Source organism: Kribbella antiqua (assembly GCF_004345665.1).
Classification (GTDB): Bacteria; Actinomycetota; Actinomycetes; order Propionibacteriales; family Kribbellaceae; genus Kribbella; species Kribbella antiqua.
Map to the genome: position 1 here is coordinate 14665 of NZ_SLWR01000008.1, position 26733 is coordinate 41397.

28 protein-coding genes are annotated in these 26733 nt (G+C 68.0%); 14 read left to right on the plus strand and 14 right to left on the minus strand.

What is annotated here, in order from left to right:
* Positions 1-31: 31 nt before the first annotated feature.
* Both EV646_RS22360 and EV646_RS22365 read right to left on the minus strand, forming a co-directional pair.
* Positions 32-607 (minus strand): GNAT family N-acetyltransferase, encoded by a 576-nt coding sequence (locus tag EV646_RS22360; protein ID WP_132151639.1) that lies wholly within the window; start codon positions 605-607, stop codon positions 32-34.
* Positions 600-1760 (minus strand): MFS transporter, encoded by a 1161-nt coding sequence (locus EV646_RS22365; protein ID WP_241996252.1) that lies wholly within the window; start codon positions 1758-1760, stop codon positions 600-602. Before EV646_RS22365 ends, EV646_RS22360 begins: the two co-directional genes overlap by 8 nt.
* A 72-nt stretch (positions 1761-1832) precedes the next feature.
* On the opposite strand from EV646_RS22365, the gene EV646_RS22370 reads away from it, so the two are divergent.
* The 8 genes from EV646_RS22370 (at position 1833) to EV646_RS22405 (ending at position 7817) form a co-directional block, all read left to right on the plus strand.
* The gene (locus EV646_RS22370) at positions 1833-2363 is read left to right on the plus strand and encodes an ABATE domain-containing protein (protein WP_132151641.1); all 531 of its coding nucleotides are present in this window, start codon (positions 1833-1835) and stop codon (positions 2361-2363) included.
* Between the two features lie 44 nt (positions 2364-2407).
* Positions 2408-2800 carry a DOMON domain-containing protein gene (locus EV646_RS22375; protein ID WP_132151643.1) on the plus strand — a complete coding sequence of 131 codons (393 nt, stop codon included), beginning with the start codon at positions 2408-2410 and terminating at the stop codon, positions 2798-2800.
* A 33-nt stretch (positions 2801-2833) separates the two neighbouring features.
* The gene (locus tag EV646_RS22380) at positions 2834-3055 is read left to right on the plus strand and encodes a biotin/lipoyl-binding carrier protein (protein WP_132151645.1); all 222 of its coding nucleotides are present in this window, start codon (positions 2834-2836) and stop codon (positions 3053-3055) included.
* Positions 3056-3285: 230 nt separating this feature from the next.
* Positions 3286-3882, plus strand: a complete 597-nt coding sequence (sigE, locus tag EV646_RS22385) for an RNA polymerase sigma factor SigE (protein ID WP_132152369.1) — start codon at positions 3286-3288, stop codon at positions 3880-3882.
* Positions 3879-4490 carry an anti-sigma factor family protein gene (locus EV646_RS22390; RefSeq protein WP_132151647.1) on the plus strand — a complete coding sequence of 204 codons (612 nt, stop codon included), beginning with the start codon at positions 3879-3881 and terminating at the stop codon, positions 4488-4490. The genes sigE and EV646_RS22390 overlap by 4 nt, the downstream gene beginning before the upstream one ends.
* A 3-nt stretch (positions 4491-4493) precedes the next feature.
* Positions 4494-5555: a sigma-E factor regulatory protein RseB domain-containing protein gene (locus EV646_RS22395; RefSeq protein ID WP_132151649.1), complete on the plus strand. Its 1062-nt coding sequence runs from the start codon at positions 4494-4496 to the stop codon at positions 5553-5555.
* A gap of 515 nt (positions 5556-6070) precedes the next feature.
* Entirely contained in the window at positions 6071-7258 is a 1188-nt protein-coding gene (locus tag EV646_RS22400; protein ID WP_241996253.1) for a S1C family serine protease, read from the plus strand.
* Positions 7259-7472: 214 nt separating this feature from the next.
* Positions 7473-7817: a sec-independent translocase gene (locus EV646_RS22405; protein ID WP_132151651.1), complete on the plus strand. Its 345-nt coding sequence runs from the start codon at positions 7473-7475 to the stop codon at positions 7815-7817.
* Between the two features lie 247 nt (positions 7818-8064).
* On the opposite strand, the gene EV646_RS22410 is transcribed toward EV646_RS22405, so the two are convergent.
* Complete coding sequence (locus tag EV646_RS22410) at positions 8065-9150, minus strand: GNAT family N-acetyltransferase (protein WP_241996254.1); 1086 nt, start codon at positions 9148-9150, stop codon at positions 8065-8067.
* Positions 9151-9191: 41 nt separating this feature from the next.
* Positions 9192-10337, minus strand: coding sequence for an Mrp/NBP35 family ATP-binding protein (locus tag EV646_RS22415; protein WP_132151653.1), 1146 nt, complete (start codon positions 10335-10337; stop codon positions 9192-9194).
* A 200-nt stretch (positions 10338-10537) separates the two neighbouring features.
* On the opposite strand from EV646_RS22415, the gene EV646_RS22420 reads away from it, so the two are divergent.
* The gene (locus EV646_RS22420; RefSeq protein ID WP_158291000.1) at positions 10538-12043 is read left to right on the plus strand and encodes a Fic family protein; all 1506 of its coding nucleotides are present in this window, start codon (positions 10538-10540) and stop codon (positions 12041-12043) included.
* Here EV646_RS22420 and pspAB read toward each other — a convergent pair whose 3' ends face one another.
* From pspAB to EV646_RS22445, 5 genes are all read right to left on the minus strand, one after another.
* Positions 12044-12601 carry a PspA-associated protein PspAB gene (gene pspAB, locus EV646_RS22425; protein WP_132151657.1) on the minus strand — a complete coding sequence of 186 codons (558 nt, stop codon included), beginning with the start codon at positions 12599-12601 and terminating at the stop codon, positions 12044-12046. It lies immediately after the preceding gene.
* 4 nt (positions 12602-12605) lie between these two features.
* Positions 12606-13511, minus strand: a complete 906-nt coding sequence (gene htpX / locus EV646_RS22430) for a zinc metalloprotease HtpX (RefSeq protein ID WP_132151659.1) — start codon at positions 13509-13511, stop codon at positions 12606-12608.
* A gap of 78 nt (positions 13512-13589) precedes the next feature.
* Complete coding sequence (locus tag EV646_RS22435; RefSeq protein WP_132151661.1) at positions 13590-14144, minus strand: DUF1003 domain-containing protein; 555 nt, start codon at positions 14142-14144, stop codon at positions 13590-13592.
* Entirely contained in the window at positions 14134-15396 is a 1263-nt protein-coding gene (locus tag EV646_RS22440; RefSeq protein WP_132151663.1) for a magnesium transporter MgtE N-terminal domain-containing protein, read from the minus strand. The genes EV646_RS22435 and EV646_RS22440 overlap by 11 nt, the downstream gene beginning before the upstream one ends.
* A 43-nt stretch (positions 15397-15439) precedes the next feature.
* The gene (locus tag EV646_RS22445; protein WP_132151665.1) at positions 15440-15976 is read right to left on the minus strand and encodes a hypothetical protein; all 537 of its coding nucleotides are present in this window, start codon (positions 15974-15976) and stop codon (positions 15440-15442) included.
* 271 nt (positions 15977-16247) lie between these two features.
* Between EV646_RS22445 and EV646_RS22450 the strand changes: the two genes are divergently transcribed.
* Positions 16248-17210: an HpcH/HpaI aldolase/citrate lyase family protein gene (locus tag EV646_RS22450; protein ID WP_132151667.1), complete on the plus strand. Its 963-nt coding sequence runs from the start codon at positions 16248-16250 to the stop codon at positions 17208-17210.
* A 52-nt stretch (positions 17211-17262) separates the two neighbouring features.
* Here the strand turns inward: EV646_RS22450 and EV646_RS22455 are convergent, their stop codons facing one another.
* Positions 17263-17889, minus strand: coding sequence for a VOC family protein (locus EV646_RS22455; RefSeq protein WP_132151668.1), 627 nt, complete (start codon positions 17887-17889; stop codon positions 17263-17265).
* A 52-nt stretch (positions 17890-17941) separates the two neighbouring features.
* Positions 17942-18589 (minus strand): peptidylprolyl isomerase, encoded by a 648-nt coding sequence (locus EV646_RS22460; RefSeq protein ID WP_132151670.1) that lies wholly within the window; start codon positions 18587-18589, stop codon positions 17942-17944.
* Between the two features lie 119 nt (positions 18590-18708).
* Here EV646_RS22460 and EV646_RS22465 point away from each other — a divergent pair, with 119 nt between their 5' ends.
* Both EV646_RS22465 and EV646_RS22470 read left to right on the plus strand, forming a co-directional pair.
* Positions 18709-20142, plus strand: a complete 1434-nt coding sequence (locus EV646_RS22465; protein ID WP_132151672.1) for a serine/threonine-protein kinase — start codon at positions 18709-18711, stop codon at positions 20140-20142.
* A 112-nt stretch (positions 20143-20254) separates the two neighbouring features.
* A complete protein-coding gene (locus EV646_RS22470; RefSeq protein ID WP_132151674.1) occupies positions 20255-21445 on the plus strand; it encodes an acyl-CoA dehydrogenase family protein in 1191 nt (396 codons plus the stop codon).
* 71 nt (positions 21446-21516) lie between these two features.
* Here EV646_RS22470 and EV646_RS22475 read toward each other — a convergent pair whose 3' ends face one another.
* Positions 21517-22533 carry a helix-turn-helix domain-containing protein gene (locus tag EV646_RS22475; protein ID WP_132151676.1) on the minus strand — a complete coding sequence of 339 codons (1017 nt, stop codon included), beginning with the start codon at positions 22531-22533 and terminating at the stop codon, positions 21517-21519.
* 184 nt (positions 22534-22717) lie between these two features.
* On the minus strand, positions 22718-23824 hold the full coding sequence (locus EV646_RS22480; protein ID WP_132151678.1) for a magnesium and cobalt transport protein CorA: 1107 nt from the start codon (positions 23822-23824) through the stop codon (positions 22718-22720).
* Between the two features lie 75 nt (positions 23825-23899).
* Between EV646_RS22480 and EV646_RS22485 the strand changes: the two genes are divergently transcribed.
* Together EV646_RS22485 and EV646_RS22490 are read left to right on the plus strand one after the other, a co-directional pair.
* Positions 23900-24451 (plus strand): YflT domain-containing protein, encoded by a 552-nt coding sequence (locus tag EV646_RS22485; protein ID WP_132151680.1) that lies wholly within the window; start codon positions 23900-23902, stop codon positions 24449-24451.
* 115 nt (positions 24452-24566) lie between these two features.
* Positions 24567-25076 carry a MaoC family dehydratase gene (locus tag EV646_RS22490; protein WP_132151682.1) on the plus strand — a complete coding sequence of 170 codons (510 nt, stop codon included), beginning with the start codon at positions 24567-24569 and terminating at the stop codon, positions 25074-25076.
* 323 nt (positions 25077-25399) lie between these two features.
* Here EV646_RS22490 and EV646_RS22495 read toward each other — a convergent pair whose 3' ends face one another.
* Positions 25400-26713: an alpha-L-fucosidase gene (locus tag EV646_RS22495; protein ID WP_132151684.1), complete on the minus strand. Its 1314-nt coding sequence runs from the start codon at positions 26711-26713 to the stop codon at positions 25400-25402.
* Between the last annotated feature and the right edge of the window lie 20 nt (positions 26714-26733).

The following is a 26733-nucleotide window of genomic DNA, read 5'->3' on the forward strand; positions in this document are numbered from 1 at the left end:
CCACTTCGGGATAACCCCACCTCCGCAGGTGTCAAAGGCGTGCTGCGGTGATGGGAGCGTCGACGGTCCAGCCCAGGGCTGTGTAGAGGGCGCGCCCGTCCTCCGTTGCCACGAGTACGCCGGTTGTCGCGCCGGCGTGCTGGGCTGCGGCTGACAGGGCGCTCATAACGGTCCTGCCCAACCCGCGGCGGCGGTGCTGCGGGTGGGTCTCGATCTGGTCGAACATGGCGGAGTCACCGGTCAGCGCCGCCTTGCCTCGAGCCGCCACGGTGCCATCGGCGGCTCTCACGGTGGCGTCGATGACGCTGCCTTGTCGCACTATCTCCACTTCACGCGACGAAGGTGTGGCTGGAGTCAGGGCGGCGGTGGTCATGAGGTACTCCAGCTGCTGGACCTGCCAAGGCTTGTCCAGAGGCACCTCGCCTCGGATCTTCAGCCAGGTGTGCGGCTGGTGCTGCCGGCTCACGAGGTCGGCGTCGTACTGGTGGAGGACGTAGCGCACGAGGTGACCCGGGAGGCCTACGTCGATGCGGTAGCCGGCGGGGATCCGCACCGGAGCGGCGGTGTTGCGGGAGATGGTCCAGCCGTGGACCCAGGCTTCAAGCATGTGCGGGAACCTTTGTGGGGATAGCGCCGAGTGCGGCGGCGGTGAGGAGGGTTAGGGCTACGACCAGTAGGGCCTTATCAGTGCCTATCAGCGGGACGAGGAGGCCGGCGGTGGCTTGGGATAGGGCTGAGGTGCCTACTCGGAGGCTGGCGGCGATGGTGCTCACCCGGCCCTGCAGGGACTCGGGGCTGTACTGCTGGCGGGCGGCGAACATGGCGGGGAGCATCGGGCCCTCGGCGAGGCCGGTGGCGGCCGCGAGCAGCAGGAGTACGACGAAGCTTGTGGCGAGCGGCCAGGTGGTCATGGCGAGGCCGGATGCGCCTGCGGCGACGATGACGACGTACTCGGGGCGCCAGCGGGTTTGGAGGCGGCCGAGCAGGAGAGCTGTGGTGACGCTGCCGATCTCCAGGGCAGTCCAGAGGTAGCCGGCTGCGGACTTCGGCATGCCTACCGAGGCCATGTGCAGGGGCAGTGTGATCAGCAGGATGCCGGACGCGCCCATGACCATCGTGGTCGTGACCGTGGATGCCCGCAGCCTCGGCGTACGGGCGAGGTGAGCCAGACCGCCGAGGACCGATGGCAGGAACGGCTCTGCGGCGGCCTGCGTCGGTGGCAGCGCGGGGAGACGAGAGATGGCCAGGACGCTGAGTGTGGCGGCTACGGCGATGACTACCGCGGCCGCTTCCACGGAGACTGTCGCGGCGATGGTCGCCGCGGCAGCTGGGCCAGTGATCGTGGCTGCACCGAAGCTCGCCGCCTCGAAGGAGTTGGCGCGCGCCAACTGAGCCTTAGGCACCAGACTCGGCAGCATGCTCGTGAAGCCGCCGCTCACCATCGGCAGAGTCGCTCCGGCTACGGCGGCGAGCGCTGGAGTCATCCAGTGCGCACTGTGGCCGACCACGGCCAGCAGACTGAGCATGACCACGCCCAGCACCGCCTGGTTGAGTGCGAGCGCGGTACGGCGGTACGGCGTCCTGTCCAGCCAAGCGCCGAGCAACGGTCCGGTGACAACCGCCGGCAGTGCGTACGCGGCTCCGGTGACGCCTGCCAGCGCTGGACTGTCCGTACGCTCCAGCACAAGCAAGACGACCGTGAACGCGACCATCTCGTCAGCAAGTCTGGCCAGGGTCGCTGCCAGGTAATAGCTGAACACCTACGCCTCCCTGTAACGCAAAAAGTCTAGTTACGCGTTACACTAACAAATGCGTTACGCAGAGGAGATGTTGTGGAGATTCAAACGCCAGACCGGCAGGTTCGACTCGCGGTCGACCTGGTCAACACGCGGACGCTCGAGCCCGAGCAGTTGACGACACCCGGTGACGTCCGTGCGTTCCTGCTCGAGCATGGTGAGTCCGAGCCGATCACGCTGGACGAGAACGACCTGGCCGCCGTCCATGCTGTCCGGGAACGGATCCGGCCCGTCTTCCACGCCGACCCTGCCGAGGCTGCACGCCTCCTCAACGAACTGCTCGCCGAGTACGCCGTACGCCCGTACTTGTCTGATCACGACGGGTCGCCGTGGCATCTGCACGTGGCGAAGCCGGGCGCCTCGTGGGCCGACTGGCTGGCGGCGACGACCGCGCTCGGGTTGGCGAGCTTCGCGGCCGGCCATGGCTTCAAAGCCCTCGGCTCTTGTGCGGCCGTGGATTGCGAGCGCGTGTACGTGAATCCGGCCGAGCGGCGGCCGCGGAAGTTCTGTACGCCGACCTGCGCCAGCCGGACCCGGGTGGCGAACTATCGAGCCCGGCGACCCTGAGGTCTAACGGCTCGATCTGGGCCGGTGACAGCCTGCAGATCGGCATGACGGCCGGTGCACCCGGTGAGGCGGCCAGAACGCAGGAGATCGGCGCCGCACTGACCGACGCGGGCACCGTGGACACCTGGCGTTGGTCACCCGTGGACCTTGCCGGTACGCCGCCTGGCGTCCAGGCCAAGGTGGTTCGTGATGCGACTGCCCACACCACGACGTACGAGATCGCCATTCCGTGGACAACGCTGGGTTTGGCGCCGGATGACCGGCTGCTGTCGAGCACTGTGGTGATCAACGAGAACGACGGCACGGGACGCCAGGGCTGGCTGACCTGGGGTACCGGTGTGGCGGAGGCCAAGAACCCAGCCGGATTCAACTGTCCGGCTGGACCCGGTGGCGGCTGCAGCTGCTGTCGCTGCGAAGCCCAGGGCGTGAGCGTCTAGGATCGACCGCGTCCCCGGAAAAGGAGCAGTCGCGTGAGTCACACAGTGGTCGCGGAGCTGGTGGCGAACGTGCTGAAGATCACTGCCAAGGCCGGGGACACGGTCGGTCCGGATGACACGCTGGTCATCCTGGAGTCGATGAAGATGGAGATCCCGGTGCTAGCCGAGGTGGCCGGCACGATCGTGGAGCTGAAGGTCACCGAGGGTGAGGTCGTCCGCGACGGCGATCCCATCGCGGTGATCGAGGAGAAGTAGGAATCAACGAAAGTGGCTGTCAGCGCGTCTAGTCCTTGGGAGGCCCCGTGGAATGTCACGGCCGGGAACTTCAGGTCGGGGCGCCGCGTTGAGCCGTCGTACGAGCAACTCAGGGTAGAACCCGGGTGTTCCCGACGTGCGCAGAGGACGGTGACCGCGGCACCATGGCCTTCACGCTCATTGCCGAGAGGACCCAGGGAGGCGTTGCCGTGAAGCCGGCCGACATCTCCATGGCGCCTGCCCTGCAGCCGGTGCCGGACCCGCTGCCGTCCTGGGACGAGATCGTCCGTACCCATTCCGCCCGCGTCTACCGGCTCGCGTACCGGCTGACCGGCAACAAGCACGACGCCGAGGATCTGACCCAGGAGGTCTTCGTCCGGGTCTTCCGCTCGCTGTCGTCGTACACGCCCGGCACCTTCGAGGGCTGGCTGTACCGGATCACCACCAACCTGTTCCTGGACGGCGCCCGCCGCCGGCAGCGGATCCGGTTCGACGGCCTGCCCGAGGACGCGCACGACCGGCTGCCGGCCAAGGGCGAGGGCCCGGCCGAGAAGCTGGACTCCGACCAGTTCGACCATGACGTGCAGGACGCGCTCGACGCGCTCCCCGAGGACTTCCGCGCCGCCGTGGTCCTCTGCGACATCGAGGGCATGACGTACGACGAGATCGCCGACGTACTGGATGTGAAGCTCGGGACCGTCCGGAGCCGGATCCACCGGGGCCGGTCGATGCTGCGCAAGCACCTCGAGCACCGCGCGCCACGGAGTGGCCAGACCAGGGTCGGTGGTCCGCCGGTCGACGGAGCGTTGGGTGGTGACTTCCGGTGACGCTGCAGCACCCCATGGACAAGCTCAGCGCCGTCGTCGACGGCGAGCTGGACCACGACTCCCGGGACAAGGTGCTGAGCCACCTGGTCGGTTGCGACTCATGCCGGGCCGAGGTGGACGCCCAGCGTCGCCTGAAGGCCCGGATGGCCGCTCTGGAGCCGCAGGAGCCTTCCAGTGACCTGATGCAGCGTCTGATGGGCGTCTCGTCGTTCTCGCCGGAGCCGCGTGAAGAGATCCGCCCGGTGCTCACACCGGCCGTCTCGCTCTTCCCACAGCGATCCGCGTTCCCAGCCGGGCGGACCGGTGCCAGCCGGCCTGGTGCTCCCCGGACCACTCGATCGCGCCGTCGTACCGGCGTACTGGGTGCGGCTGGTTCCGCTGCGGCCGTTGCGTCACTGCTCGGCACTGCCTTCGTCGTGGGCGACCCGTCGCGGCAGGAGCAGCCGCCGGTGCTGCAGCCGCCGGTGGCGAGCTTCTCGTCCGACCACGCCAGTACGACGAGCGGAGCGCCGTTCAGCGACCCGGTCGCGCTGCTGAACTCCTTCAACGGGGCTGGGTACGCCGGGCTGGGCCCGACGCTGCAGCCGGTGGCCCTGACGGGACGCTGACGCGTGAGCCTCTCCCGGCTCGCCGTACTGGTCAGCACAGCACTGATCGGCTTCGGCATGCCCACGCCTGCCTTCGCGGCCCAGCATTTCGCGGTCCAGAACGAGGACTCGCCGTCGGCGATCAGCTGGCTGCAGAAGGCCGCCGCCGCGCCGGACCGGATCTCGTACCACGGCACGCAGATCATCACCGCCTGGGGACCGCAGGGCGCCAGCTCGGCCATGCTCGACATCGTCCACGCGGCTTCACAGGGGTCGGAGATCAGCGTGGTCGGCTCGTCGTCCTCACCAGGCGCTAAGTCGTTTGTGCAGCGGGCTGCGCATTCTGGTGACTCTGTGGACGGTGGGCCGCTGGCGCTGCTGCGGGCGACGTACCAGCTCGTCTACAAGTGCTGCACGGACACCATCGGGCGGGCCGCCGTACTCGTCGAGGCGCTCCGGGACGACCAGACGCTGGCGGCGCGGTTCTGGATCGACAAGGCGACCGGTCTGCTGCTGCAGCGGCAGCTGTTCAGCGCCGACGGCAAGACGATGGTCCGGGCGACAGTCTTCACCGAGCTGGAGATCGAGGACTCGGAGTTCATCGGTCACCTCCCGCCGACGACACCGAGCGCAGTCGAGTCGCTCGGCCTGGGCAAGGTCGACAACCTCCGCTCGGAAGGCTGGGTCTGCAGTCCGCAGCTGCCCGCGTCGCTGAAGCTGTACGACGTCCACCAGGACACCACCAACGGGTCGCTGCAGTTCTCGTACTCCGACGGGTTGTTCAACGTCTCACTGTTCGAACAGCGTGGTGCGCTGGACCCGGCCGCTGTCGCCGGGTTCACCACCACCCAGACGCCGGGTGTCTACCTGCGGTACGGGATGCCGTCGTACGTCGTCTGGTCGTCCGGCGGGATCGTCTACACGCTGATCGGCGACCTGCCGCCGGACATGCTCGGGCAGGTGGTCGGCTCGTTCCCGCACGACATCCCGGTCAAGCTCACCGCGATCCAGCGGATGGGCGCCGGGCTGGCCAAAATCGCGACGTGGCTCACTCCGATGGGTGCGCTGTCCTCGAAGCTGGGATAATCAAAGGTGGCAGTGCCTCCCGGGACCCGTGACGGGCTGCCGACCGACGACCACGACGACGACGTGAGGCGGGCACCGTGACCAGCGACGACGCCGAGCCGACAGTACCGACCCCCCAGGCAGAACCCACCACCCCTCTGCCCACGGCCCCCGGCTCCCCGCCCCCCACCAACGCTGACCCCACAAGCCCCAACCCCCTCGCCCCCTCCGCTGACGCACTGGGCGCTGGCCCAGCCAGCTCGACGGACCCCCTGGGTGCCCCCGGCACCACCTCCTCCAGCCCGGGCGGCACGCTCGACGCTCCCTCCTCTCCCAGCGCCCCCGGCGCAGACTCCTCTCCCGGCGCCGTAGGCGCCGGTTCTTCGCCGTTGACGGCGTTGGTGCCGCCTGCGGTGGGAGCGGGTGCGGCGCCTCTGCCTACGCCGGGGAGTGACGCGGCGTACCGGCAGCAGACGGGTGGGAGGTCGACCAGTCAGCGGAGCTTCGGGAAGCCGGAGGACCCTGGGTTCCGGCCGGTGTACCAAGGACAAGCCTGGCCGACCCAGCGCCCGGCGTACCAGCCGAGCTACACCCCGCCCCCGCCGCTCGACTGGCACCAGCAGCAGGCCCGCGCGTACACCCCGGCCCCGCCGCCGAAGTCCAACCGCATCATCGCCATCGCAGCGGCTGTCGCCCTGATCGTCGGCCTGCTCGCCGGCGTCGGCGCGGCCGTCGGCGTCGTAGCCCTGCACGACGACAACCCGGTCGCCGAACCATCCGGCCCACCGATCGGCAACGGCACCGACCCGCGGATCCGCAGTGGCTCGGTTTCCGCCGTCGCCGCGACTCTGCTGCCGAGCGTCGTACAGCTGAAGGTCGAAGGCGCCGACAACTCGAACGCGACCGGTTCCGGCTTCGTCATCGACACCTCCGGCCACATCCTGACCAACAACCACGTCGTGTCCGCGGCGGCGACCGGCGGTTCGATCCAGGTCGTCACCCAGAAGGGCAAGACTGCGACCGCACGGCTGGTCGGCCGCTCCCCGGTGTACGACCTGGCCGTCGTACAGGTGGTCGGTCTGGACGCGCCCGCGGTGCAGTTCGGGCGCTCGGACCTGGCGGTCGTCGGCCAGGACGTGGTCGCGATCGGTTCGCCGCTCGGCCTTGCCGGCACCGTCACCTCCGGCATCGTGTCGGCCAAGAACCGCCCGGTCATCGCCGGCGGCGAGGGCGAGACGTCGTTCATCAACGCGCTGCAGACCGACGCCGCGATCAACCCGGGCAACTCCGGCGGCCCACTGGTCGACATGAACGCCCGCGTGATCGGCGTGAACTCCGCGATCGCGACCGTCCGCGGCAGCGAGGAAGGCCAGAGCGGCAACATCGGCCTCGGGTTCGCGATCCCGATCGACCAGGCCCGGCGTACGGCGCAGCAGCTGATCGCGACCGGCAAAGCGTCGTACCCGGTGATCGGTGCCGAGGTGGACATGCAGTTCGAGGGCGGCGCCCGGGTCAGCAAGGTGACCACCGGCTCGCCGGCGGCGCGCGCGGGGATCCGGATCGGCGACGTGATCACCTCGATCGACAGCCAGCAGGTGGACTCCGCGGAGGCGCTGATCGTCGCCATCCGCACCCACCAGCCCGGCGAGCATGTCCGCCTCGCCTACGAACGCGGCGGCCGCTCCCGCGAGGTAACCCTCACCCTCGGCCAGCAAATCGGCTAACGCAGTACGCCACCACCCGGCGGCACCAAGCACCACCGCCGCCACCCAGCGGCACCAAGCACCACCGCCGCCACCCAGCACTACCGCCGCCTCGGCGGCAGACGCAGTACGACGGAAGGCTCGCCGGCCGGCGGGCGTCCAGGAATGGCTGACCCGGCAGGCGGGCTGACCACCGGCGGGCTACCCTGGTCGCCGAACGAGGAAAGGTGGGGACATGTTCGGCATCGGGCCACTCGAGCTGGTGGTGATCGCGATCGTCGCCGTGCTCGTCTTCGGTCCGGACCGGTTGCCAGAGTTCGCCCGTACGGCGGGCCGGCTGCTGCGCCAGGTCCGTCAGATGGTCAGCAACGCGCAGAACGACCTGCGCAACGAGCTCGGCCCGGAGTTCGCCGACCTCGAACTGCAGGACCTCAACCCGCGGAACTTCGTCCGCAAACACCTGCTCGAGGGCACCGACGACTACGACGACAAGCCCGTCACCGACCCCGACTTCATGGACTCCACCCCCGAACGCCTCCCCGCCGGCCAGCGAGCCCCCTTCGACCCAGAATCCACCTAACCCCAGCCAAGCCGCAGGTCGATGCGCGTGGCTGGTGGTCGGTGCCGCCGACTCCACCTGACCGCAGCTGTGCTGCGGGTGGAGGTGCGGACTTGGCCCTGCGCGATTGCTGGAGGCTTTTGCGCATGACTTGGGAGGGTTTCTGGCGCTATCCCAGGAAACCCTCCCAGCTGACTCGCAGCACGAGTCCGCGAACTTGTTGGTCGGGCGGGTGGGAGCCGACGAGTGCCTGCGCCCGGCTGGGGGCTCAGGGGGTTAGGTCGGTGGGGAGTAGGTCGTAGGTGACTCGGGCGTCCAGGTGGGTGGCCAGGGGGAAGGCTTCGCGTTCGGTGCCGGCGTGTTGGAAGCCGGCTGATTCGGCGACTCGGCGGGCGGCTTGGTTGGTGGCGGCGGTGCGGATGAGCAGGCGGTGGCCGCCGTACCCGTCGGGCGAGAAGAACCAGTCGGCGACGCGGCGGATGGCTTCCGTCATCAGGCCGCGGCCCTGCGCATCCGGGTGGACCCAGTAGCCGAGTTCGCCCGCTTCGCCGTACCCGAGGTTGAAGAGGGTGAGGTTGCCGAGGCCGAGGTCCGTCTCGGCGTCGGCGAGGCACCAGTTGTAGCGGTGGCCGGCGGCCGCCTGCTCGGCCATGTCCTTCAGCCAGAAGCGGGCGTCCTCGGCCGTGAACGGCTGCGGGATGAACGGCAGGAAGTGCGCGGTCGCCTGATTGGTCCGGGCGGTCGTGATCCGCGAGATCTCGTCGTCCCGCCAGGTCCGTAGCCGGAGCCGCGGAGTCTCCAGCACCGGATGGTCGAACCACGGCCGCCGCGGCTTCCGCTCGTCGTCCGGCCCGATCCAGCCGGTCCAGGCGTCGACCCGGCGGCCATGTTCCTCGCCGAAGCCGGGAATGGCTTCGCCCATCCGGAAGCCGGTAGCCCATGCCACCCGTCTCGACGGCCAGTTGCCGACACGCGCCCACCAGTGCACGACATGGAAACCGCACTCGCCGAACCCGAAGTCGAGCGCCAACCGGACCGCGCGTGAGGCGACGCCCGCGCCACGGGCGCGGGAGGCCAGGCCGTAGTGGATGGAGGCGTTGCCGTGCGGATCCGGCTCGAGGCCGACGGTTCCGGCGTACTGACCCTGGTATTCGATCACGAAGACGAGTCGCGTCCCGATCTTCCAGGCTTCGTGGATTCCGTAGGTGATCCAGCGGCGCGCGTCGTCGGCGTCGAACCTGCGGTCCGGATCCTCGCGATGGCGCTCGAGCTGACCTGGTACGTCGTCGGGCCGTGGGGCGCGCAGCGTCACCACGCCGTCGGTCAGGACCGGATGCTCAGGAGGAATCGGCACCCTGCCAAGTCAACACCAGCTGACGGCCACCTTCAGCCGGTTTACCGGCCGACGGGGGAGAGACCGAGTTGACGGCCGAGGAGGCCGCGGGGGCGGCCGCCGAGCTTCGCCGCGATCTTGTCGAGGACCTGCGCGGCAGGAGTGTCCGGGTCCGTCATGATCAGCGGCGTACCGAGGTCGCCGCCGCTGCGGAGGCGCTCGTCCAGCGGGACCTCGCCCAGCAGCGGGATCTTGTAACCGAGCCGCGCCGACAGCGTCTCCGCCACGCGCGCACCGCCGCCGCTGCCGAAGATCTCGATCCGGTGCTCCGGACCGCAGTGCGGGCACGGCAGGAAGGACATGTTCTCGACCACGCCGGCCACCCGCTGGTGCACCATCTGCGCCATCGTCCCGGCCCGCTCGGCCACCTCGGCGGCGGCCTCCTGCGGAGTCGTCACCACGATCACCTCGGCGCTGGTCAGCCGCTGGCCGACCGAGATCGCGATGTCACCGGTGCCGGGCGGCAGGTCGAGCAGCAGTACGTCGAGGTCGCCCCAGTACACGTCCGCCAGCATCTGCACCAGCGCGCGGTCCAGGATCGGGCCGCGCCAGGCGACCACCTGGTCCCGCTTCGGCTTCAGCATGCCGATCGAGATCACCTTCACGCCGTGCGCGGGCACCGGCATGATCATGTCGTCCACCGCGGTCGGCCGCTGGTCCGCGACGCCGAACATGGCCGGCACCGAGTGCCCGTAGATGTCCGCGTCCAGTACGCCGACCGACAATCCCTGCCGCGCCATCGCGACCGCGAGGTTCACCGTCACCGACGACTTGCCCACACCGCCCTTGCCGGACGCGATCGCGAACACCTTGGTCAGCGAGTCCGGCCGCGAGAACGGGATCTCCTTCTCCGCCACGCCGCCGCGCAACTGCGTCTGCAGGGCAGCCCGCTGCTCGGCCGACATCACGCCGAGGTCGATCTCGACCCCGGTGACGCCGTCCAGCTTGCTGACCGCGGCCGTGGTGTCGCGCCGCAGGGTGTCCTTCATCGGGCAGCCCGCGACGGTCAGCAGAATCCGTACGGCGACCACGCCGTCTTCGCGTACGACGACGGACTCGACCATGCCCAGGTCCGTGATCGGCTTCTTGATCTCCGGATCCAGCACACCACCGAGCGCTGTGGTCACCTGATCAGCAGTGGGAGCCATACCCCAAGGCTACGTGCTCCCGAAGACACCGCCGACCACGGTCCGTGTGACCTACCTCCAGGAAGGCAGGCCTTACCCAGCCCAAGGTCGACAGGAGTGAGTGCTTGAGGAAGAAGTAATTATTGGGAATTTGTTGCTCGGGCTCTATATTTACTCTGTAGATGTTGACTACAGGTGATGAGGAGCCCCGGAGTTCCGCGATGAATGTTGCTCACAGCGCGCCGCACCCTGCCGGCCGCCTCCAGTTTGTCACCTCGACCAATCGTGCGTCGCTGTCCCGGATGCACAAGTCAGGACGAGCGATCCGGCTCGCGCCCGGTCTGTATGCCATCGATGCGACGCTGCCGCCCGAGAAGGTCGCTTATCATCACCGGTTCGCGGTGGCGGCTCACACGTGGCCTGGTGCGGTGATCTGCGACCGATCGGCGCTGAGCGGAGGCGAACCGGTCGAGGGCTGGTTGTTCCTCTGTCATCCCGAGCCACCGCGCACGGCTGACCTGTCACTGCCGGGGCTCACTCTGTCGGTCCGGGTTGGACCTGGCGCCTTGCCGGGCGACATGCCGATGCCCGAAGGTCTATCGCTGTCAGGACCGGCGCGAGGGTTGATCGAGAATGCTGTGACCCGTGGCCGGCCGCGTGAAGGCAAGCCCGCCAGGTACGCCGGACTCCGCATGGTGGAGGACCGGATGGATGAGGAGGCCCGGGTCGGCGGTGCCGGCCGCGTCAGCCGTCTGCTTGCCCAGTTGGATGTCATCTCGGGGCACTTCGGAACGCGTCACGTCGAGGACGTCCGCTCGCGGCTGGCGGCCTTGCTCGGCACGACCGCGAACGCGCCGCTGACATCGTCGCGGCTCGCGGCCCGGTTGGCCGGCGAGCCGTACGACGAACACCGCCTGCATCTGCTCGAACGTCTGGTCGGCTACCTGCAGACTGTCCCGCCGGTGCCCAGGCCTGCCGTCGGTGGCGAGGGTCGCTGGGAGTGGTTGGCCTTCTTCGAGTCCTACTTCTCGAACTTCATCGAGGGCACGCAGTTCGGCGTGGAAGAGGCTCGCCGGATCGCCATCGACGGCGAGGTGCCGGTGGCCAGGCCGCAGGACGCACATGATGTTGCCGCGACGTACCGGATCGCCTCGGATCCGGTTCTCTCACAGACGGCCCCGGTCTCAGGCGACCATCTGCTGGAGTTGTTGGTCGAGAGACACTCGACTCTGATGGCCACCCGCGATGACAAACGTCCGGGTCAGTTCAAGCTGCTACCGAACTACGCCGGTGGATACGCCTTCGTCGCGCCAGAGATGGTGCGGGGCACCCTGTTGCGAGGCTTCGACGCGATTGCGGCCGTGACCGATCCCTTCCAGCGTGCTGTTGCGGTCATGCTGCTCCTGACCGAGGTTCATCCCTTCGACGACGGTAACGGCCGGATTGCCCGGCTGTTTGCGAACGCTGAACTGGCTACGGCTGGGCAGGTGCGGATCGTCATCCCGACGGTTTACCGCAACAACTACCTGGCGGGTCTTGTCGGAGTCAGCAATGGCGCTGGTGACGGTCAGACCCTGGTCTCAGTGCTGGACTTCGCTCAGCGCTGGACGGCATTGATCGACTGGAGTAGCTACGAGGCTGCTGACGCCGATCTGCGTAGCGCCAACGCATACCTCGATTCCGGCGTCGCAGAATCAAGCGGCATCAGGCTCCGTTTGCCTGGCTGATCACAGCCCCGGGGCGCCGTACACCGGGAACCAGCGGCTCAGGTCCGGCTCGAAGCGCAGGTCGGAGCCGATGATCGACTTGATCTGGAGCTCTGTCGCGTTGTCACGGCGTTCGGGGCCTGCGGGGACGAAGGGGTACCAGCTGCCACGCTTGTACAGATAGATGAGCCCGAGGGACTTGCTGCCATTGCTGAAGGCCACCAGTGTGCAGAGCAAGGCGGAGCCGAAGCCGTGGTCGACGAGCGAGGTGTTGACCGCATGCAGGTCGGTCACCAGCTCCTCGAGGTCGGTGTTGTCCCGGACCAGCCAGGTGAAGCCGTAGCTGTCCGTCGTACTGGTGAATTTGCCGTTGTCGAGCGCCAGCAGCTGGTCGACCTCCTCGCGCAGTGCCGAGAAGCCGCCGCCTTCGGCCGCCTTGAAGCAGACCGAGCCGCTGCCGGTTGCGCGGTAGCCCGCGGCTGTCTCCAAGGTGATCGCGGCCGACGGCAGCGAGAAGAGCTGATCGAGGTTCGGCGGGACGGCTTTGCTCCGCCCGAGCAAGATGTCGAGAAGGCCCATGCGTCTAAGCTTGCTCGCCCAGCTCGCGGGAGAGCACACCGAGGCGGTCGAGTCGCTTCTCCAGCGGCGGGTGGGTTGAGAAGAGCGATGAGAGCGAGACGCCCTTGCCCGAGATGGCCGGCGCGAAGAAGAAGGCGTTGAACGCCTCCGCCTGCCGCAGGTCGCGCGACGGTATTCGCGCGATGTCCCCACTGATCTTGGTCAGCGCCGACGCCAACGCCGATGGTCGCCCGGTCAGCATCGCGCCGGCCCGGTCCGCGGCGAGTTCCCGATACCGGGACAGTGCCCGCGTCAGCAGGAACGAGATCGCGTAGACGGCAGCCGACACCAGGACGATCGTCAGCACGATCACCGCGGTGTTCTGATCCCGGCCGCGGCCGCCGCCCAGGCCGCCGTACAGGCCGAAGCGGGTGATCAGTCCGGCGAGGACGCCGAGGAACGACGCGATGGTCATCACGGCGACATCGCGGTGGGCGACGTGGGACAGCTCGTGCGCGAGCACCCCTTCGAGCTCGTCGGTGTCCAGCCGGCGGAGGATCCCGGTCGTCACGCAGACGACCGCCTTGTCGGGGTTACGCCCGGTCGCGAACGCGTTGGGCAGGTCGACGTCGGCGATCGCGACCCTGGGTTTGGGCATGTCGGCCAGCGCGCAGAGCCGGTCGATCACACCGTGGAGCTGTGGCGCCTCTTCCGGACTCACGATGCGGCCGCGCATGGCGTAGAGCGCGATCCGGTCAGAGAACCAGTACTGCGCGAACAGCATGCCGCCGGCAATCACGACGGCCAGTACGGCGCTCTTCGTCAACGCGATCAGCAGCGCGACGAAGCCGACGTACAGCAAGCCCAGCAGGAAGCTCGTGACCACCATCCGGCTGGTCAGCCCGCGGTCCGGCTTGAACCGACTCTTCATGAGCACTCACCTCTGCTAGCGAGAGTAGCTCGGCGCAAAAGGCTTCAGAGGGCGTGTGGGGACTCTGCACACGCCCTCTCAAACCCGGTCGTCTTCACGATCCAGATCGGCCAGCAGCGACCGCAGTTCGGAGCGGAGGAAGTCGCGGGTGGCGACCTCGCCGACGGCCATCCGGAGCGAGGCCATCTCGCGGGCCAGGAACTCCATGTCGGCGCGGGACCGGGCGTCGACGTCGCGGTCGCGCTCGTACTGGACCCGGTCGCGGGCCTCCTGCCGGTTCTGCGCCAGCAGGATGAGAGGAGCGGCGTACGACGCCTGCAGGCTGAGCGCCAGGGTCAGGAAGATGAACGGGTACTCGTCGAACCGCAGGTGCGCCGGCGCGAAAATGTTCCAGCCGACCCAGAACAGGATCGTCGCGGTCATGTAGACCAGGAACTTCCCAGTCCCTAGGAACCGGGCGATCCGCTCGGACAGCCGCCCGAACGCATCCGCGTCGTACGTCGGCCGCAGTACGAACGTCCGGCGCAGATCCCGCGGGATGTCCAGCCGGGCGGCGGTACTGCGGAGCAGCCGGCGCGGATCGGTGGTACTGCGAAGGCGGCGGTCGTCGGAGCTTCGGTCGTCACGGGGCATCGCGATCCACCTCCTGCTGTTCGGATTCGCGCCAGTCTTCGGGGAGCAGGTGGTCGAGCACGTCGTCCACCGTCACCGCACCGAGCAGCCGGCCCTCGTCGTCGAGCACCGGTGCGGCCACCAGGTTGTAGGTGGCCAGGTACTTGCTCACGGCCTGCAGTCCGTCGTCCGGCCGCAGCCCGTCCAGGTCCGTGTCCAGTACGGCGGACACCAGCTCCGATGGCGGCTCTCGCAGCAGCCGCTGGATGTGGCCGACACCGATGAACCGACCGGTCGGAGTCTCCAGCGGCGGTCGGCAGACATAGATCATCGCGGCCAGCGCAGGACTCAGCTCAGCGTTGCGGACATGAGCGAGCGCATCAGCCACGGTGGCGTCGGCCGGCAGGATCACCGGCTCGGACGTCATCAGTCCACCGGCAGTCCGCTCCTCGTACGTCAGCAGGCGCCGTACGTCCTCAGCCTCGTCCGGCTCCATCAGCGTCAGCAGCCGCTCGGCCGTCTCAGTAGGCAGCTCGGCGATCAGGTCGGCCGCGTCGTCCGGTGACATCTCCTCGAGCACGTCAGCCGCGCGCTCGGTGTCGAGAGCGGCCAGGATCTCCACCTGGTCGTCCTCAGGCAGCTCCTCCAGTACGTCGGCCAGTCGCTCGTCGGCCAGCCCAGCAGCGATCTCCTTACGCCGCTTGGGCGACAGGTCATGCAGTACGCCGGCCAGGTCGGCGGGCTTCATCGACTCGAACGCAGCCAGCAGGTGTGCAGCGCCCTGTCCCTCCTCCTGCTGGGCGAAGCCGCTCACGTCGACCCAGTCGAGCACATGCGACTGCCCACGCCGGCGGAACCGCTTGGCGCCCTCACGGACTGCCACCTTCGACAGCACCCAGTCCCGCGTCCGCCACTGCTCCATAGCCATGTCGAACACCACTGCGGTCGCACCTGTCTCCCGGATGGTGACAGTGCGATCCAGCATCTCGCCGAGCACCAGTACCTCGGTGGCCCGCTGCTCGAAGCGGCGCATGTTCACCAGGCCGGTAGTGATCACGTGCCCGGCGTCCACAGACGTCACTCTGGTCATCGGGAGGAAGATCCGCCGCCGAGTGAACACCTCCACGACCAGCCCGAGCACCCGCGGTGGCTGGGTGTCCTGCCGGAGCATCACCACGACGTCACGGACCTTGCCGACCTGATCCCCGTTCGGGTCATACACCGGGAGACCAGCCAGCCGGGCCACATAGACGCGCGACGGTGATCCGCTCATGCTCGAAGGCTAACCCGCCAGCGCACTAACGGTAGGCAGGCACTCAGCTCAGGCGCTTACGGCGGCGGATCGGGCGGTGCAGAGTGATGGGCGGCTTGCCTCGTGTGGTGGCTTTGGTCGGGATCGGCGCTTCGGCCCGCGGAGTCGCGTCGTACCGGCCGGCTGCCTCGGTGATCTCCCCAGTGGGCTCCAGCACGAGCAGGTCCGCCTCTGACTTCCACCGCTCGAGCTGCGTGTCCAGTCCGGCCGCGTTGAGCCGCTCAGTCCGCAGTACCTGGGCTGCGGCCGTCCACTCCTCGCTGTCCGGCTCCAGCCGCCGTACGGTCGCCTTCCAGCTCGCCAGCCGGTTGGTCGCAGGTTTGGCCGGTACGACGACCTCCGCAGCACCAGCAGTGGCCAGACCGGGCAGTGGCTGCTCTGCACTGTCAGCCGCATCCGCGAGTACGACGTACTTGCCGTCAACTGTCGCGAACCAGGCCGGAGCGGGCCGACCGCCGTTCCACGACAGCCAGACCAGTCCGGCCTTCTTCATGACACCGGCGATCCCGTCGGCAGCATCCGCAGCGTCGTTGGTGGTCACGGCTCCAAGACTGTCACACCCAGCGCACGGATCCCGGCCTGTGCACCAGCCTGGAAGCGGGTACGTGCACCCGCGCCTACGGCCTCACCGCCCGCTGACGACCGACCTTGAGAAGCCACCGACCATGTCCGCGGCACCGAAATGGTCGGTGGGCGCTCAAGGTGGTGAATCCGGACACACTTGGTAGGGAAGTGAGCCGGGTCACCGGGGGGTGGAGGGTTTCGCCGTACTCTGCCGAGTGACCGGCCGGTAACCCGAAAGGACACACGTGATGGCGGAGCAGGTCTTGCGGAGCAGGCGGTCTTGTCTGGCTACCCCGGGGTCGAACCCGCGGTTCCTGGCGAAGGCGAAGGGGCTCGACGCGGACCAGGTGTTCCTCGACCTGGAGGACTCGGTCGCCCCGATCGCCAAGGTGGACGCGCGCAAGAACATCGTCGCCGCGCTGAACGAGGGCGGCTGGGGCACCAAGCTCCGGGTCGTCCGGGTGAACGACTGGACCACCGAGTGGACCTACGCCGACGTGATCGAGGTGGTCTCCGGCGCGGGCGCCAACCTCGACTGCATCATGCTGCCGAAGGTGCAGACCGCCGAGCAGGTCGTCGCGCTCGACCTGCTGCTCAGCCAACTGGAGAAGGTGCACGGGCTGGAGCCCGGCCGGATCGGCATCGAGGCGCAGATCGAGAACGCGCTCGGCCTGACCAACGTGAACGCGATCGCCACCGCCTCGCCGCGGGTGGAGACGATCATCTTCGGCCCGGCCGACTTCATGGCATCGATCAACATGAAGTCCCTGGTGGTCGGCGAGCAGCCGCCCGGGTACGACGTCGGCGACGCCTACCACTACATCTTGATGCAGATCCTGATGGCGGCCCGGGCGCACGGCAAGCAGGCGATCGACGGGCCGTACCTGCAGATCAAGGACGTCGACGGCTTCCGCCGCGTCGCCGGCCGGTCGGCGGCGCTCGGCTTCGACGGCAAGTGGGTGCTGCACCCGGACCAGATCGCCGCGGCGAACGAGGTGTACTCGCCGCGCCAGGAGGACTACGACCACTCCGAGAACATCCTCGACGCCTACGACCACTACACGTCCGCGGCCGGCGGCGCCCGCGGCGCGGTGATGCTCGGCGACGAGATGATCGACGAGGCCTCCCGCAAGATGGCCCTCGTCATCTCCGCCAAGGGCCGCGCCGCCGGCATGACCCGTACGGACGTCTGGCAGCCGCCGGCTGAATGAGCAGCTGCCAGCTGACTGAGCTGCCTCGGCTGACTGCGCAGCCGCCGGCTGACTACTCGGGTGGCGGCACCTGCGCCATGATCGCGAGCAGATGACCATCGGGGTCGGGGAAGAACGCCATCCATTCCTCGACCCCGTCGTCATGCTTGTGGATCAGGTGTGGCGCGTTCTCGAACTCCACGCCCCGCCCGCGGAGTTCGTCGTACGCGACGTTGATGTCGTCGACCTTGAAGTACAGGCAGGACGGATCGCCGCCGGCGGACTCCTCCAGGGCGCTCAGGAACAGTCGCGTCCCGCCGCAGTCGAAGAACGCCAGATCCCCGAAGGTGTAGAGATGCGGCAGGCCGAGGACCTTGCCGTAGAAGTCCACCGCGGTCTGGATGTCGCTGACCGACCGGGCGATCTGACCGATCACCCCGAGCTGTACTGCCATCGCCGGACCTCCCTGTCGTCTGAGCAAGCTGTCCGCGGGCACACCACGCCAGGTCCGCAGCTCGGCCCGGCGTTCCAGGCCGAGCTTCAGCAACGCGTTGGCGACGTGGAACTTGACCGCGTCGACGCTGACCCCGCGCCGCTGCGCGATCACCCGGTTCGGCATCCCGTGCCGCACCATGTCGACCACCTGCCACTCGGCCGGCGTCAGTACGTCGGGATGCCGGGGCCGTCCGCGTGTACCCACACCCTCAAGCTAGCGCCGGCAGGCCCGAATTACCCTCCCCCGAGCCCGAGCCTCAGTGCACCCAGACCTTGTAGATGTGGATGGGCTTCGCCGGCGGGCCGTCCTGGTCCGGGTCGGCGATGCCGGCGGCGACCATCCGGTCGAAGGTGGACATCCCGGCGATGACCTGGCCGAGCACGGTGTAGTTCGGCGCGATGTTGGCATGCGAGTGGACGACGAAGAACTCGCTGCCGTTGGTGCCCGGCCCTTGGTTGCCGTAAGCAACCGTCCCGCGCGGATAGGTCTCCTTGCCCGTGACCTCGTCGGGGAACTTGTACCCCGGGCCACCCTCCTCCTGCCGGTAGATGTCACCGCACTGGAGCACGCCCAGCCGGGCGGAGTTCGTCAGCCGGAAGCACTGAGTGAAGTCGTAGAACCGGCTCTTCACCAGGTGCACGAAGTTGTGCACACCACAGGGTGCGTTCGAACGGTCCATCCGTACGACGAACGGGCCGTAGTTGGTGACGAAGTACACGTCGACCGTGCCTTTGGCGCGGGCGACCGGCGACGGGATCCGCACCGGCTTCGCCGCCGGGTTCTCCGGCGTCGGCGTGAACTCGCACCGCACAACCGGCCGGACGGGTGCGGCAGACGCGGTGGTTGTGGTCAGGGGTGTGATGAGCAGGGTGGCCACCATCAGGGCGGTGATTGGTCGCTTCATGCGCTCACCGTAGTACTCCGATCGCGCTGTGCAGAGGTTTGCCAAGTATTTGGGCAGGAACTCGCTCTCAAACGCCTGGATTGCCTAGGGTGGGCCGGTCCAAGCGGAAGGTGTGAGGTGTGAACGGCGAGTTACTCGCAGGTCGCTACCGGCTGTTGACCCTGCTGGGTCGGGGTGGCGCGGGTGAGGTGTGGCAGGCCGAGGACACCGTGCTCGCCCGGCAGGTGGCGGTGAAGCTGCTCCGCCGGATCGAGGGCGACACGCTCGACGCGGTCGAGCGGTTCCGGGCCGAAGCTCAGTCCGCCGCTCGGCTGATGCACCCGAACGTGGTCGCGACGTACGACGTGGGCGCCGAGGGCGAGCACGTGTTCCTGGTGATGGAGCTCGTGAAGGGCCCGGACCTCCAGCAGCTGATGCGCAGCTCCGGCCTGCCGAGCGCCACCCTGGTCGCCGACATCGCCACTCAGAGCGCCCGCGGTCTGGAGGCTGCACACGCGGCCGGCATCATCCACCGCGACGTGAAGCCCGGCAATCTGCTGCTCGCCCCGGACGGGACAGTCAAGATCACTGACTTCGGCATCGCCAAGGGCGTCGACACAGAAGCCACCGCCGTCGGAGTCCTCCTGGGTACGGCGTCCTACGTCTCACCGGAGCAGGTCCGCGGCGAGGCCGCCACCCCGGCCAGCGACTGGTACTCCTTCGGCTGTGTCCTCTACGAACTGCTCACAGGCGCTCCGCCTTTCACGGGCCCGACTACTGAGTCGGTCATGCGCCAGCACCTGGACGCCGTACCGCAGCCGATCCAGCGTGCCGACGTAGGCCCCGCGCTGTCCGGCCTGGTGCTGCAGCTGCTGGCCAAGAACCCTCAGGATCGCCCGTCCTCGGCCGCCGAGGTCTCCGCCCAGCTGATCGAGCCGTCGGTCGACAACAGCACGCAGGTGCTGCCCTTCGTACCGGCTGCAGTCCCAATGGCCGTTGGGAACTGGGAAGAAGAGGAGCCTGCCGAGCAGACCGGCACACACCGAGCTGAGCGGAAGGGGTTCCCGTTCGCGAAGGTGATCGTGGCGATGGCAGTGGTGCTGGCCGCCGTCATCGGTGGCCTCCTGCTCCGGGAGAGCGTGTCGAACGAGCCGCCCGCCCAAGCGGGAGGTACGCCGTCCGCACCGGTTGCCAAGGTGACCGCGACGCCCAAGCCCAAGCCCACTCCCACGCCGTCGAAGACGCCCAAGAAGTCGTCCCCGACACCGACGAAGACCAGTCAGGCCTCGCAGCTGGTCAGCCCGCAGACGCTGCAGGTGCTGGCCCAGCTCGTCCGGCAGACCGGAGGCGATCGCAAAGGCAGCCGAGCTCCCCGTGAAGCTGCCCGCGACCTGGACCAGGCGGCCCAGGCCCTGTCCGAGGGCGACACCGAGTCCGCGGCCGAGAACTTCTACGACGCTCGCAAGCGGCTCGCCGAGGCACAGCAGAACCACCGCTGGCAGAGCACCCCGCAGATCTCCGGCATGTTCGCCGCCATCAGTCAGGTCCTGCCCCGCCCCGACTCAGGGGAGTGAGGCACGCGACCTCCGCCAGGTGGTCGGTGTCACAGCGGGTGTCCCCCTCGTGCGGGGATGCTGAGAACCGCGATACTCGCGGGTAAGGCATCTCGACCCAAGGAGCCGGACGATGAGCAGGTTGCAGCAGACCGAGGGGCTGACCGATATCCAGGAGGAGATCCTGAAGACGGTCCGCGCGTTCGTCGAGTCGGAGATCCTGCCGGTCGCGACCGAGTTGGAGCATCGCGACGAGTACCCGACCGAGATCGTCGAGGGCCTGAAGGAACTCGGCCTGTTCGGCCTGATGATCCCCGAGGAGTACGGCGGTCTGGGCGAGTCGCTGCTCACCTACGCGCTGTGTGTCGAGGAGATCGCCCGCGGCTGGATGAGCGTGTCCGGCATCATCAACACGCACTTCATCGTCGCCTACATGCTCCTGCAGCACGGCACCGACGAGCAGAAGCAGAAGTACCTGCCACGGATGGCGACCGGCGAGGTGCGTGGCGCGTTCTCGATGTCGGAGCCCGGCTGCGGATCCGACGTCGCCGCGATCAAAACGAAGGCAACAAAGGACGGCGACGCCTACGTCATCAACGGCCAGAAGATGTGGCTGACCAACGGCGGCTCCAGCAACCTGGTCGCCGTACTGGTCAAAACCGATGAAGGCGCGGACTCGGTCTACAAGAACATGACGACTTTCCTGGTGGAGAAGGAGCCCGGGTTCGGCGAGGTCGACAAGGGTCTGAGTGTGCCGGGCAAGATCGAGAAGATGGGTTACAAGGGCGTCGACACGACGGAGCTGGTGTTCGACGGTTACCGGATCGACGCGGGCCAGATCCTCGGCGGCGTGCCGGGCAAGGGTTTCTACCAGATGATGGACGGTGTCGAGGTCGGCCGGGTGAACGTGGCCGCGCGCGGGTGCGGGGTGGCGCGGCGGGCGTTCGAGCTGGGCATTTCCTATGCGCAGCAGCGGGAGACGTTCGGGAAGAAGATCGCGGACCATCAGGCGGTGCTGTTCCGGCTGGCCGACATGGCGGTGAAGGTCGAGGCTGCGCACGAGCTGATGGTGAAGGCTGCGCGGAAGAAGGACTCCGGCTCCCGCAACGACTTCGAGGCCGGTGTGGCGAAGTATCTGGCCAGCGAGTACTGCCACCAGGTCGTGGAGGACTCGTTCCGCATCCACGGCGGCTACGGCTTCTCCAAGGAGTACGAGATCGAGCGCCTTTACCGTGAGGCGCCGATGCTGCTGATCGGCGAGGGTACGGCGGACATCCAGCGGATGATCATCGGCCGCCGGCTGCTGGAGGACTACAAGCTCTAGGCCGGCCGGCACACTGTGGCCGACGGGCGGGGCGGTGCCAGTCGGGCCACAGTGTGCGGCGGGGCAGGGGTCTATGAGGCCAAGTACGGCTGCTGCCTGGTAGCACCTGAACCGTGACCGGACAGCAGCCAGATACCCAGCTGGGTGATCTCATGGCGGACCGAGGCGCCGGCGCGACGAGTGGTGATGAGCCCGGCCTCCCGCAGGACGGTCGCCTGATGGCTGGCCGCGGCCGGTGAGATCTTGCAGCGCTTCGCCAGCTCAGTCGTCGTACAGCCGGAGGCAGCGGCTTCCAGAGCGGCTGCACGGGTGGAGCCCAGCAGCGAGCCCAGTGCGTCGCTGGACGGGGCCGCGTCGGCCGACGACTGCCGCAGGATGCCCGGCGCGTGCTGGATCGGGTACACCAGGATCGGCTTCAGCTCCGGATCGGCCAGCTTTGTCGGCGCCTGCCAGCAGAACGCTGACGGCTGCAGCTCGATCCCACGCCCGTCCAGGTAGAAGTCGCGGTCCCTCAGGTCCAGCACCTGCAGCACCGGCGGCACCCAGCGCACGCGCGGGTGCAGCGACGACAACAGCCGGTCCACGCCGTGCCGCGACAGTGTCTCACCGCGGTGCGCGTGGTCGGCGGAGATGTGCGTCCCGATCGACTTCCAGTACGGCGCTATGGCCGCATCGTGGTAGGTCCGGATCGCCCGGCCGAGCTTGTGCAGCGAGGCACGGTCACCTTGAGCCAGCTCCCGCGTCCACGGTGAGGCCGGGCGCTGGTTGCTGAGCAGGTCGAGTTGGCTGCGGATCTCCTGGCGTGGAGTGGCCAGCGTCAGCTCCAGCGCGCTGTCGAAGTCCGGCTCGGCCTCGGCCGGGGTGAGGAAGTCGGGGGAGTAGCCCTTGGCGGGAGTCAGCTCCAGCAGCAGCCGCATCTGGTCGGGAGCGACCTTGGCCCCGACGTGGCGGCGCCAGTCCTCGAAGACCAATCGCCCTTCCGAGTGCTGCAGCATGTGCAGGCTGAGCAGCACTTCCCAGAGCGGTGCGGGCTTCGTAGCGACGGTGACGCGTGCGACATCACGCGGCGTGAAATGAATGCGGAGCACTGGGCGGGCCCTCCCTGGTACCAACTGTCACGACATCCCCCGATGCCGTCGGTCGCTGAATGTGTTTGACCGCTGACCGAATGCGATGACGGCATTGAATCAAGAGTCACAATTGGTCCACAACCGTTTGAACATTCCAAAACGGTGGTACTCGCGGCCATGGCACAAGGCTGCCAGCTCCGCCTCAAAGCCAGTGGTTGCGCTTGAACAGCCGGTACAGCACCGTGCAGGCGGCCGCCATCACGCCGAGGACCACGAAGTACGCGTACTTCAGCCGCAGCTCCGGCATGTCGTCGAAGTTCATGCCATAAATGCCGGCGATCATCGTCGGCACTGCCAGGATCGCCACGTAGGCCGCGATCCGGCGCATGTCCTCGTTCTCGGCCACCTGGACCTGTGCGAGCCCGGCCTGCAGGATCGAGCTGAGCAGCTCGTCGAACGAGATCACCTGCTCCTTCACGCGCAGCAGGTGGTCGTCCACGTCGCGGAAGTAGTTCCTGGTCTCGTCGGCGATCAGCGGGTGGCGCAGCGTCGACAGCGCCCGCATCGGCCCGGTCAGTGGCGCCACTGCCCGCTTCAGCTCCAGCACCTCGCGCTTGAGCTGGTAGACCCGGTCGATGCTCCGCCAGCCGCGCGGCGTGAACATCTCGCTCTCGATCACGTCGATGTCGGCCTGTACAGCGTCCGCGACCTCCAGGTACCGGTCCACGACGTGGTCCGCGATCGCATGCAGTACGGCGCCCGGCCCGGTCGCCAGCCGCGCCGGCTCCTGCTCCAGTGCCTGCCGCAGACCAGTCAGCTCACTGTGCTCACCATGGCGGACAGTGACGACGAACCCAGGCCCGCAGAACACCATCACCTCACCCGATTCCACCACCTCGCTGGTGGCCGTCAGGTCCCCGTGCGGCACGTACCTGACCGTCTTCAGTACGGCGAACAACGTGTCGTCGTACCGCTCGAGCTTGGGGCGCTGGTGGGCCTCGGTGGCGTCCTCCACCGCGAGAGCGTGCAGGCCGAACTCCTGACCGATGATGGCGAGCTGCCGCTCGTTCGGCTGGAACAGGCCGATCCAGACGAACCCCTGCCCCTTGCGGGCCCGCGTCAGCGCCTCGACGTAGGAGCTGATCTTGGTGTCCCGGCGGCCCTCGCGGTAAAAGGCCCAGTCGACCAGAGCGCCGTCCAGCGTGCCGCTGGCGACCAGGTCGATCGGGGGCGGGTCGCCCGGAGCGCGGCGGGCGAAGACCCGTCCGACGGCGCGTGACGCGCCCAAGTCCCACCTTCGCCCGGTCATCACCGGCGAGGCTATCAAGGCGTGGTAACCAGGCATCGGCAATGATGGGGTGGAAGCACGCGGAGAGGAACGACGATGACCACGCAGGGCATGCCCTCGATGGACCCCCGGCCGAGCGGCCTGACCATCGGCACGTACGACACGTACCGGGAGGCGCAGCGGGCGGTCGACTATCTGTCGGACGAGAAGTTCCCGGTCGAGCACACGACCATCGTCGGCAACAACCTGCGCCAGGTGGAGAAGATCACCGGCCGGCTCACCTGGGGCCGGGCGCTCGCCGCCGGGCTGGCCAGCGGCGCCTGGTTCGGCCTGTTCGTCGGCCTGCTGCTGGGGCTGTTCACCACCGGCAACTGGCTGGCGGCGCTGCTTACCGGTGTGGTGCTGGGTGCCTTCTTCGGGCTGGTGTTCGGCGGCCTCAGCTACGCGCAGTCGGCCGGCCGCCGCGACTTCACCTCCCGCACCGCGGTGGTGGCGACGACGTACGACGTCCTGTGCGACTTCAAGCACGCCGAAGAGGCCCGCAACCACCTGGCCAAGCTGGCACTCAAGGGTGAGGTCCACCCGGTCCTCCCACAACAGCAGCAGTCCTTGCAGCAGCAGACGCCTCTCCAGCAGCCCCACGACTGACTCCGGCTGCACTTCCGGGTGACGAACGTCTCGCCGGGATGAGAGCTGGACCACGGACCCGCCGCGCCCGGATTCGGCAGCATGGGGTGACCAACCCCGGATAAGGAGCCGAAAGATGCAGTTCGGGCGTAGTTACGAGGAGTTCGAGGTCGGGGCGGTCTACAAGCACTGGCCGGGCAAGACGGTGACCGAGTACGACGACCACCTGTTCTGCCTGCTCACCATGAACCACCACCCGCTGCACCTGGACGCGAACTACGCGGTGGAGACCACCCAGTTCGGCAAGAACGTTGTGGTCGGCAACTACATCTACTCGATCCTGCTCGGCATGTCGGTGCCGGACGTGAGCGGCAAGGCGATCGCGAATCTCGAGATCGAGTCGCTCCGGCACGTAGCCCCGACGTTCCACGGCGACACCATCTACGGCGAGACCGTCGTACTGGACAAGTGGGAGTCGAAGTCCAAGGACGACCGGGGCGTCGTCTACGTCGAGACCAAGGGCTACAAGCAGGACGGCACCGTCGTCTGCCTCTTCCGCCGCAAGGTGATGGTCCCGAAGAACGCCTACCTCGAGGCCCGCGGCGGCGAACAACCCGCCCGCCCCACCCCCATCGACCGCGACTGACCCACCCGCCATTTGATGGGTTCACCCGCCAAATGGCGGGTTCCCCGCTCGTATCCGGGCGGGGAACCCACAACGGCATGGGTGGACCCACCAAGCCGACCGCGACCACCCCACCCGCATTTGATGGGGTGCACCCACCAAGTCGACCGCGCCCACCCCACCCGCATTTGATGGGTACACCTACCAAATTGTGGGTTCGCCCCCCGGATGCGGGCGGGGAACCCACAACGGCGTTGGTGAACCCATCAAACGGGAACAGACGAGCGGCCCGGCCGGGGGAGGGGTACCCCGGGCGAGCCGCTCGCCAACCGCGGACCAAACGTTTAGAGGAACAGCTCGATCACCGGGACCACGGCGTCCGGTTTCTGGGTCGGGAGGTCCAGCGTCAGGATGTCCGCGGACACGCCGCCCATCCGGGTGTTCTGTGCGGTCTGCTCAGGGTCGTTGACGATCCGCTTGATCTCGGAGGCGTCGTTCAGCAGCTGGGCGTACTTCACCTTGCCGGCCAGGCCGGGCAGGTGGATGTGACCCATCGGCCAGGAGAAGAAGTGCAGGTACAGGCGGTCACCCTTCTGGGTGAAACGGCAGTCGACCGGCGCGGTGTACTCCGACGGCCGGGCGCCACGGATCGACCGCTCGTGCAGCCGCATCCACTCGCCGATCGTCGCCAGCGTGTCCAGGGCGCGCGGGTCGAACTCGCCCCGGCCCGTCGGGCCGACGTTCAGCAGCAGGTTGCCGTCCTTGGAGACCGAGTCGACCAGCATCTTGACCAGCATTTCCGGTGACTTCCAGTCCAGGTTGTCCCGGTCGTAGCCCCAGCTGCCGTTCAACGTCTGGCAGGCCTCCCACAGCACCGGCTGCCCGTCGCGCATCATCGGGCCGTCCGGCTGGTACTGCTCCGGCGTCACGAAGTCACCGGGGATGTCGAGCCGGTCGTTGATCAGGATGTCCGGCTGTAGCTCCCGGCACATCGCCATCAGTTCCTCGGACCGCCACTCGTCCTTGCCCTTGCCGTTGCCCGGTCCGGGCAGACCGTCCTCGCGCAGCCGGTTCGGGTAGGAGAAGTCGAACCACATGATGTCGATCGGCCCGTACCGCGTCAGCAGCTCCCGCGTCTGCGCGTGCAGGTAATCGGCGTACACCTGGACGTCCCGCCCGGCCGCCTTGGCCTGCGCCTCCTCGTCGTACCGCTGCGGGTGTACGACGTCGATCGGGAACTCCGGGTGGTGCCAGTCGATCAGCGAGTGGTAGAACCCGACCCCGAGCCCTTCGGCCCGGCAGGCCTCGACGAACGGGCCGACCAGGTCCTTGCCCCACGGCGTCTTCGCGACCGTGTAGTCCGACACCGACGAGTCCCAGAGGCAGAAGCCTTCGTGGTGCTTGGTCGTCAGTACGGCGTACCGCATGCCAGCCTCGCGGGCCGCCTTGGCCCACTTGCGCGGGTCGTAGAGGTCGGGCTCGAAGTGGTCGAAGTACGGCTGGTAGTCCTCGTCGGTCAGCCGCTCGCGGTTCTTCACCCATTCATGCCGGGCCGGCAGCGAGTACAGCCCCCAGTGGATGAAGAGCCCGAACCGCCAGTCGCGGAACTTCTCGACAGAGGCTGTGCTTGCTTTATTTGGGGGAGGCGCGTCGGTCATCACAACACTCCTTGAGCTAG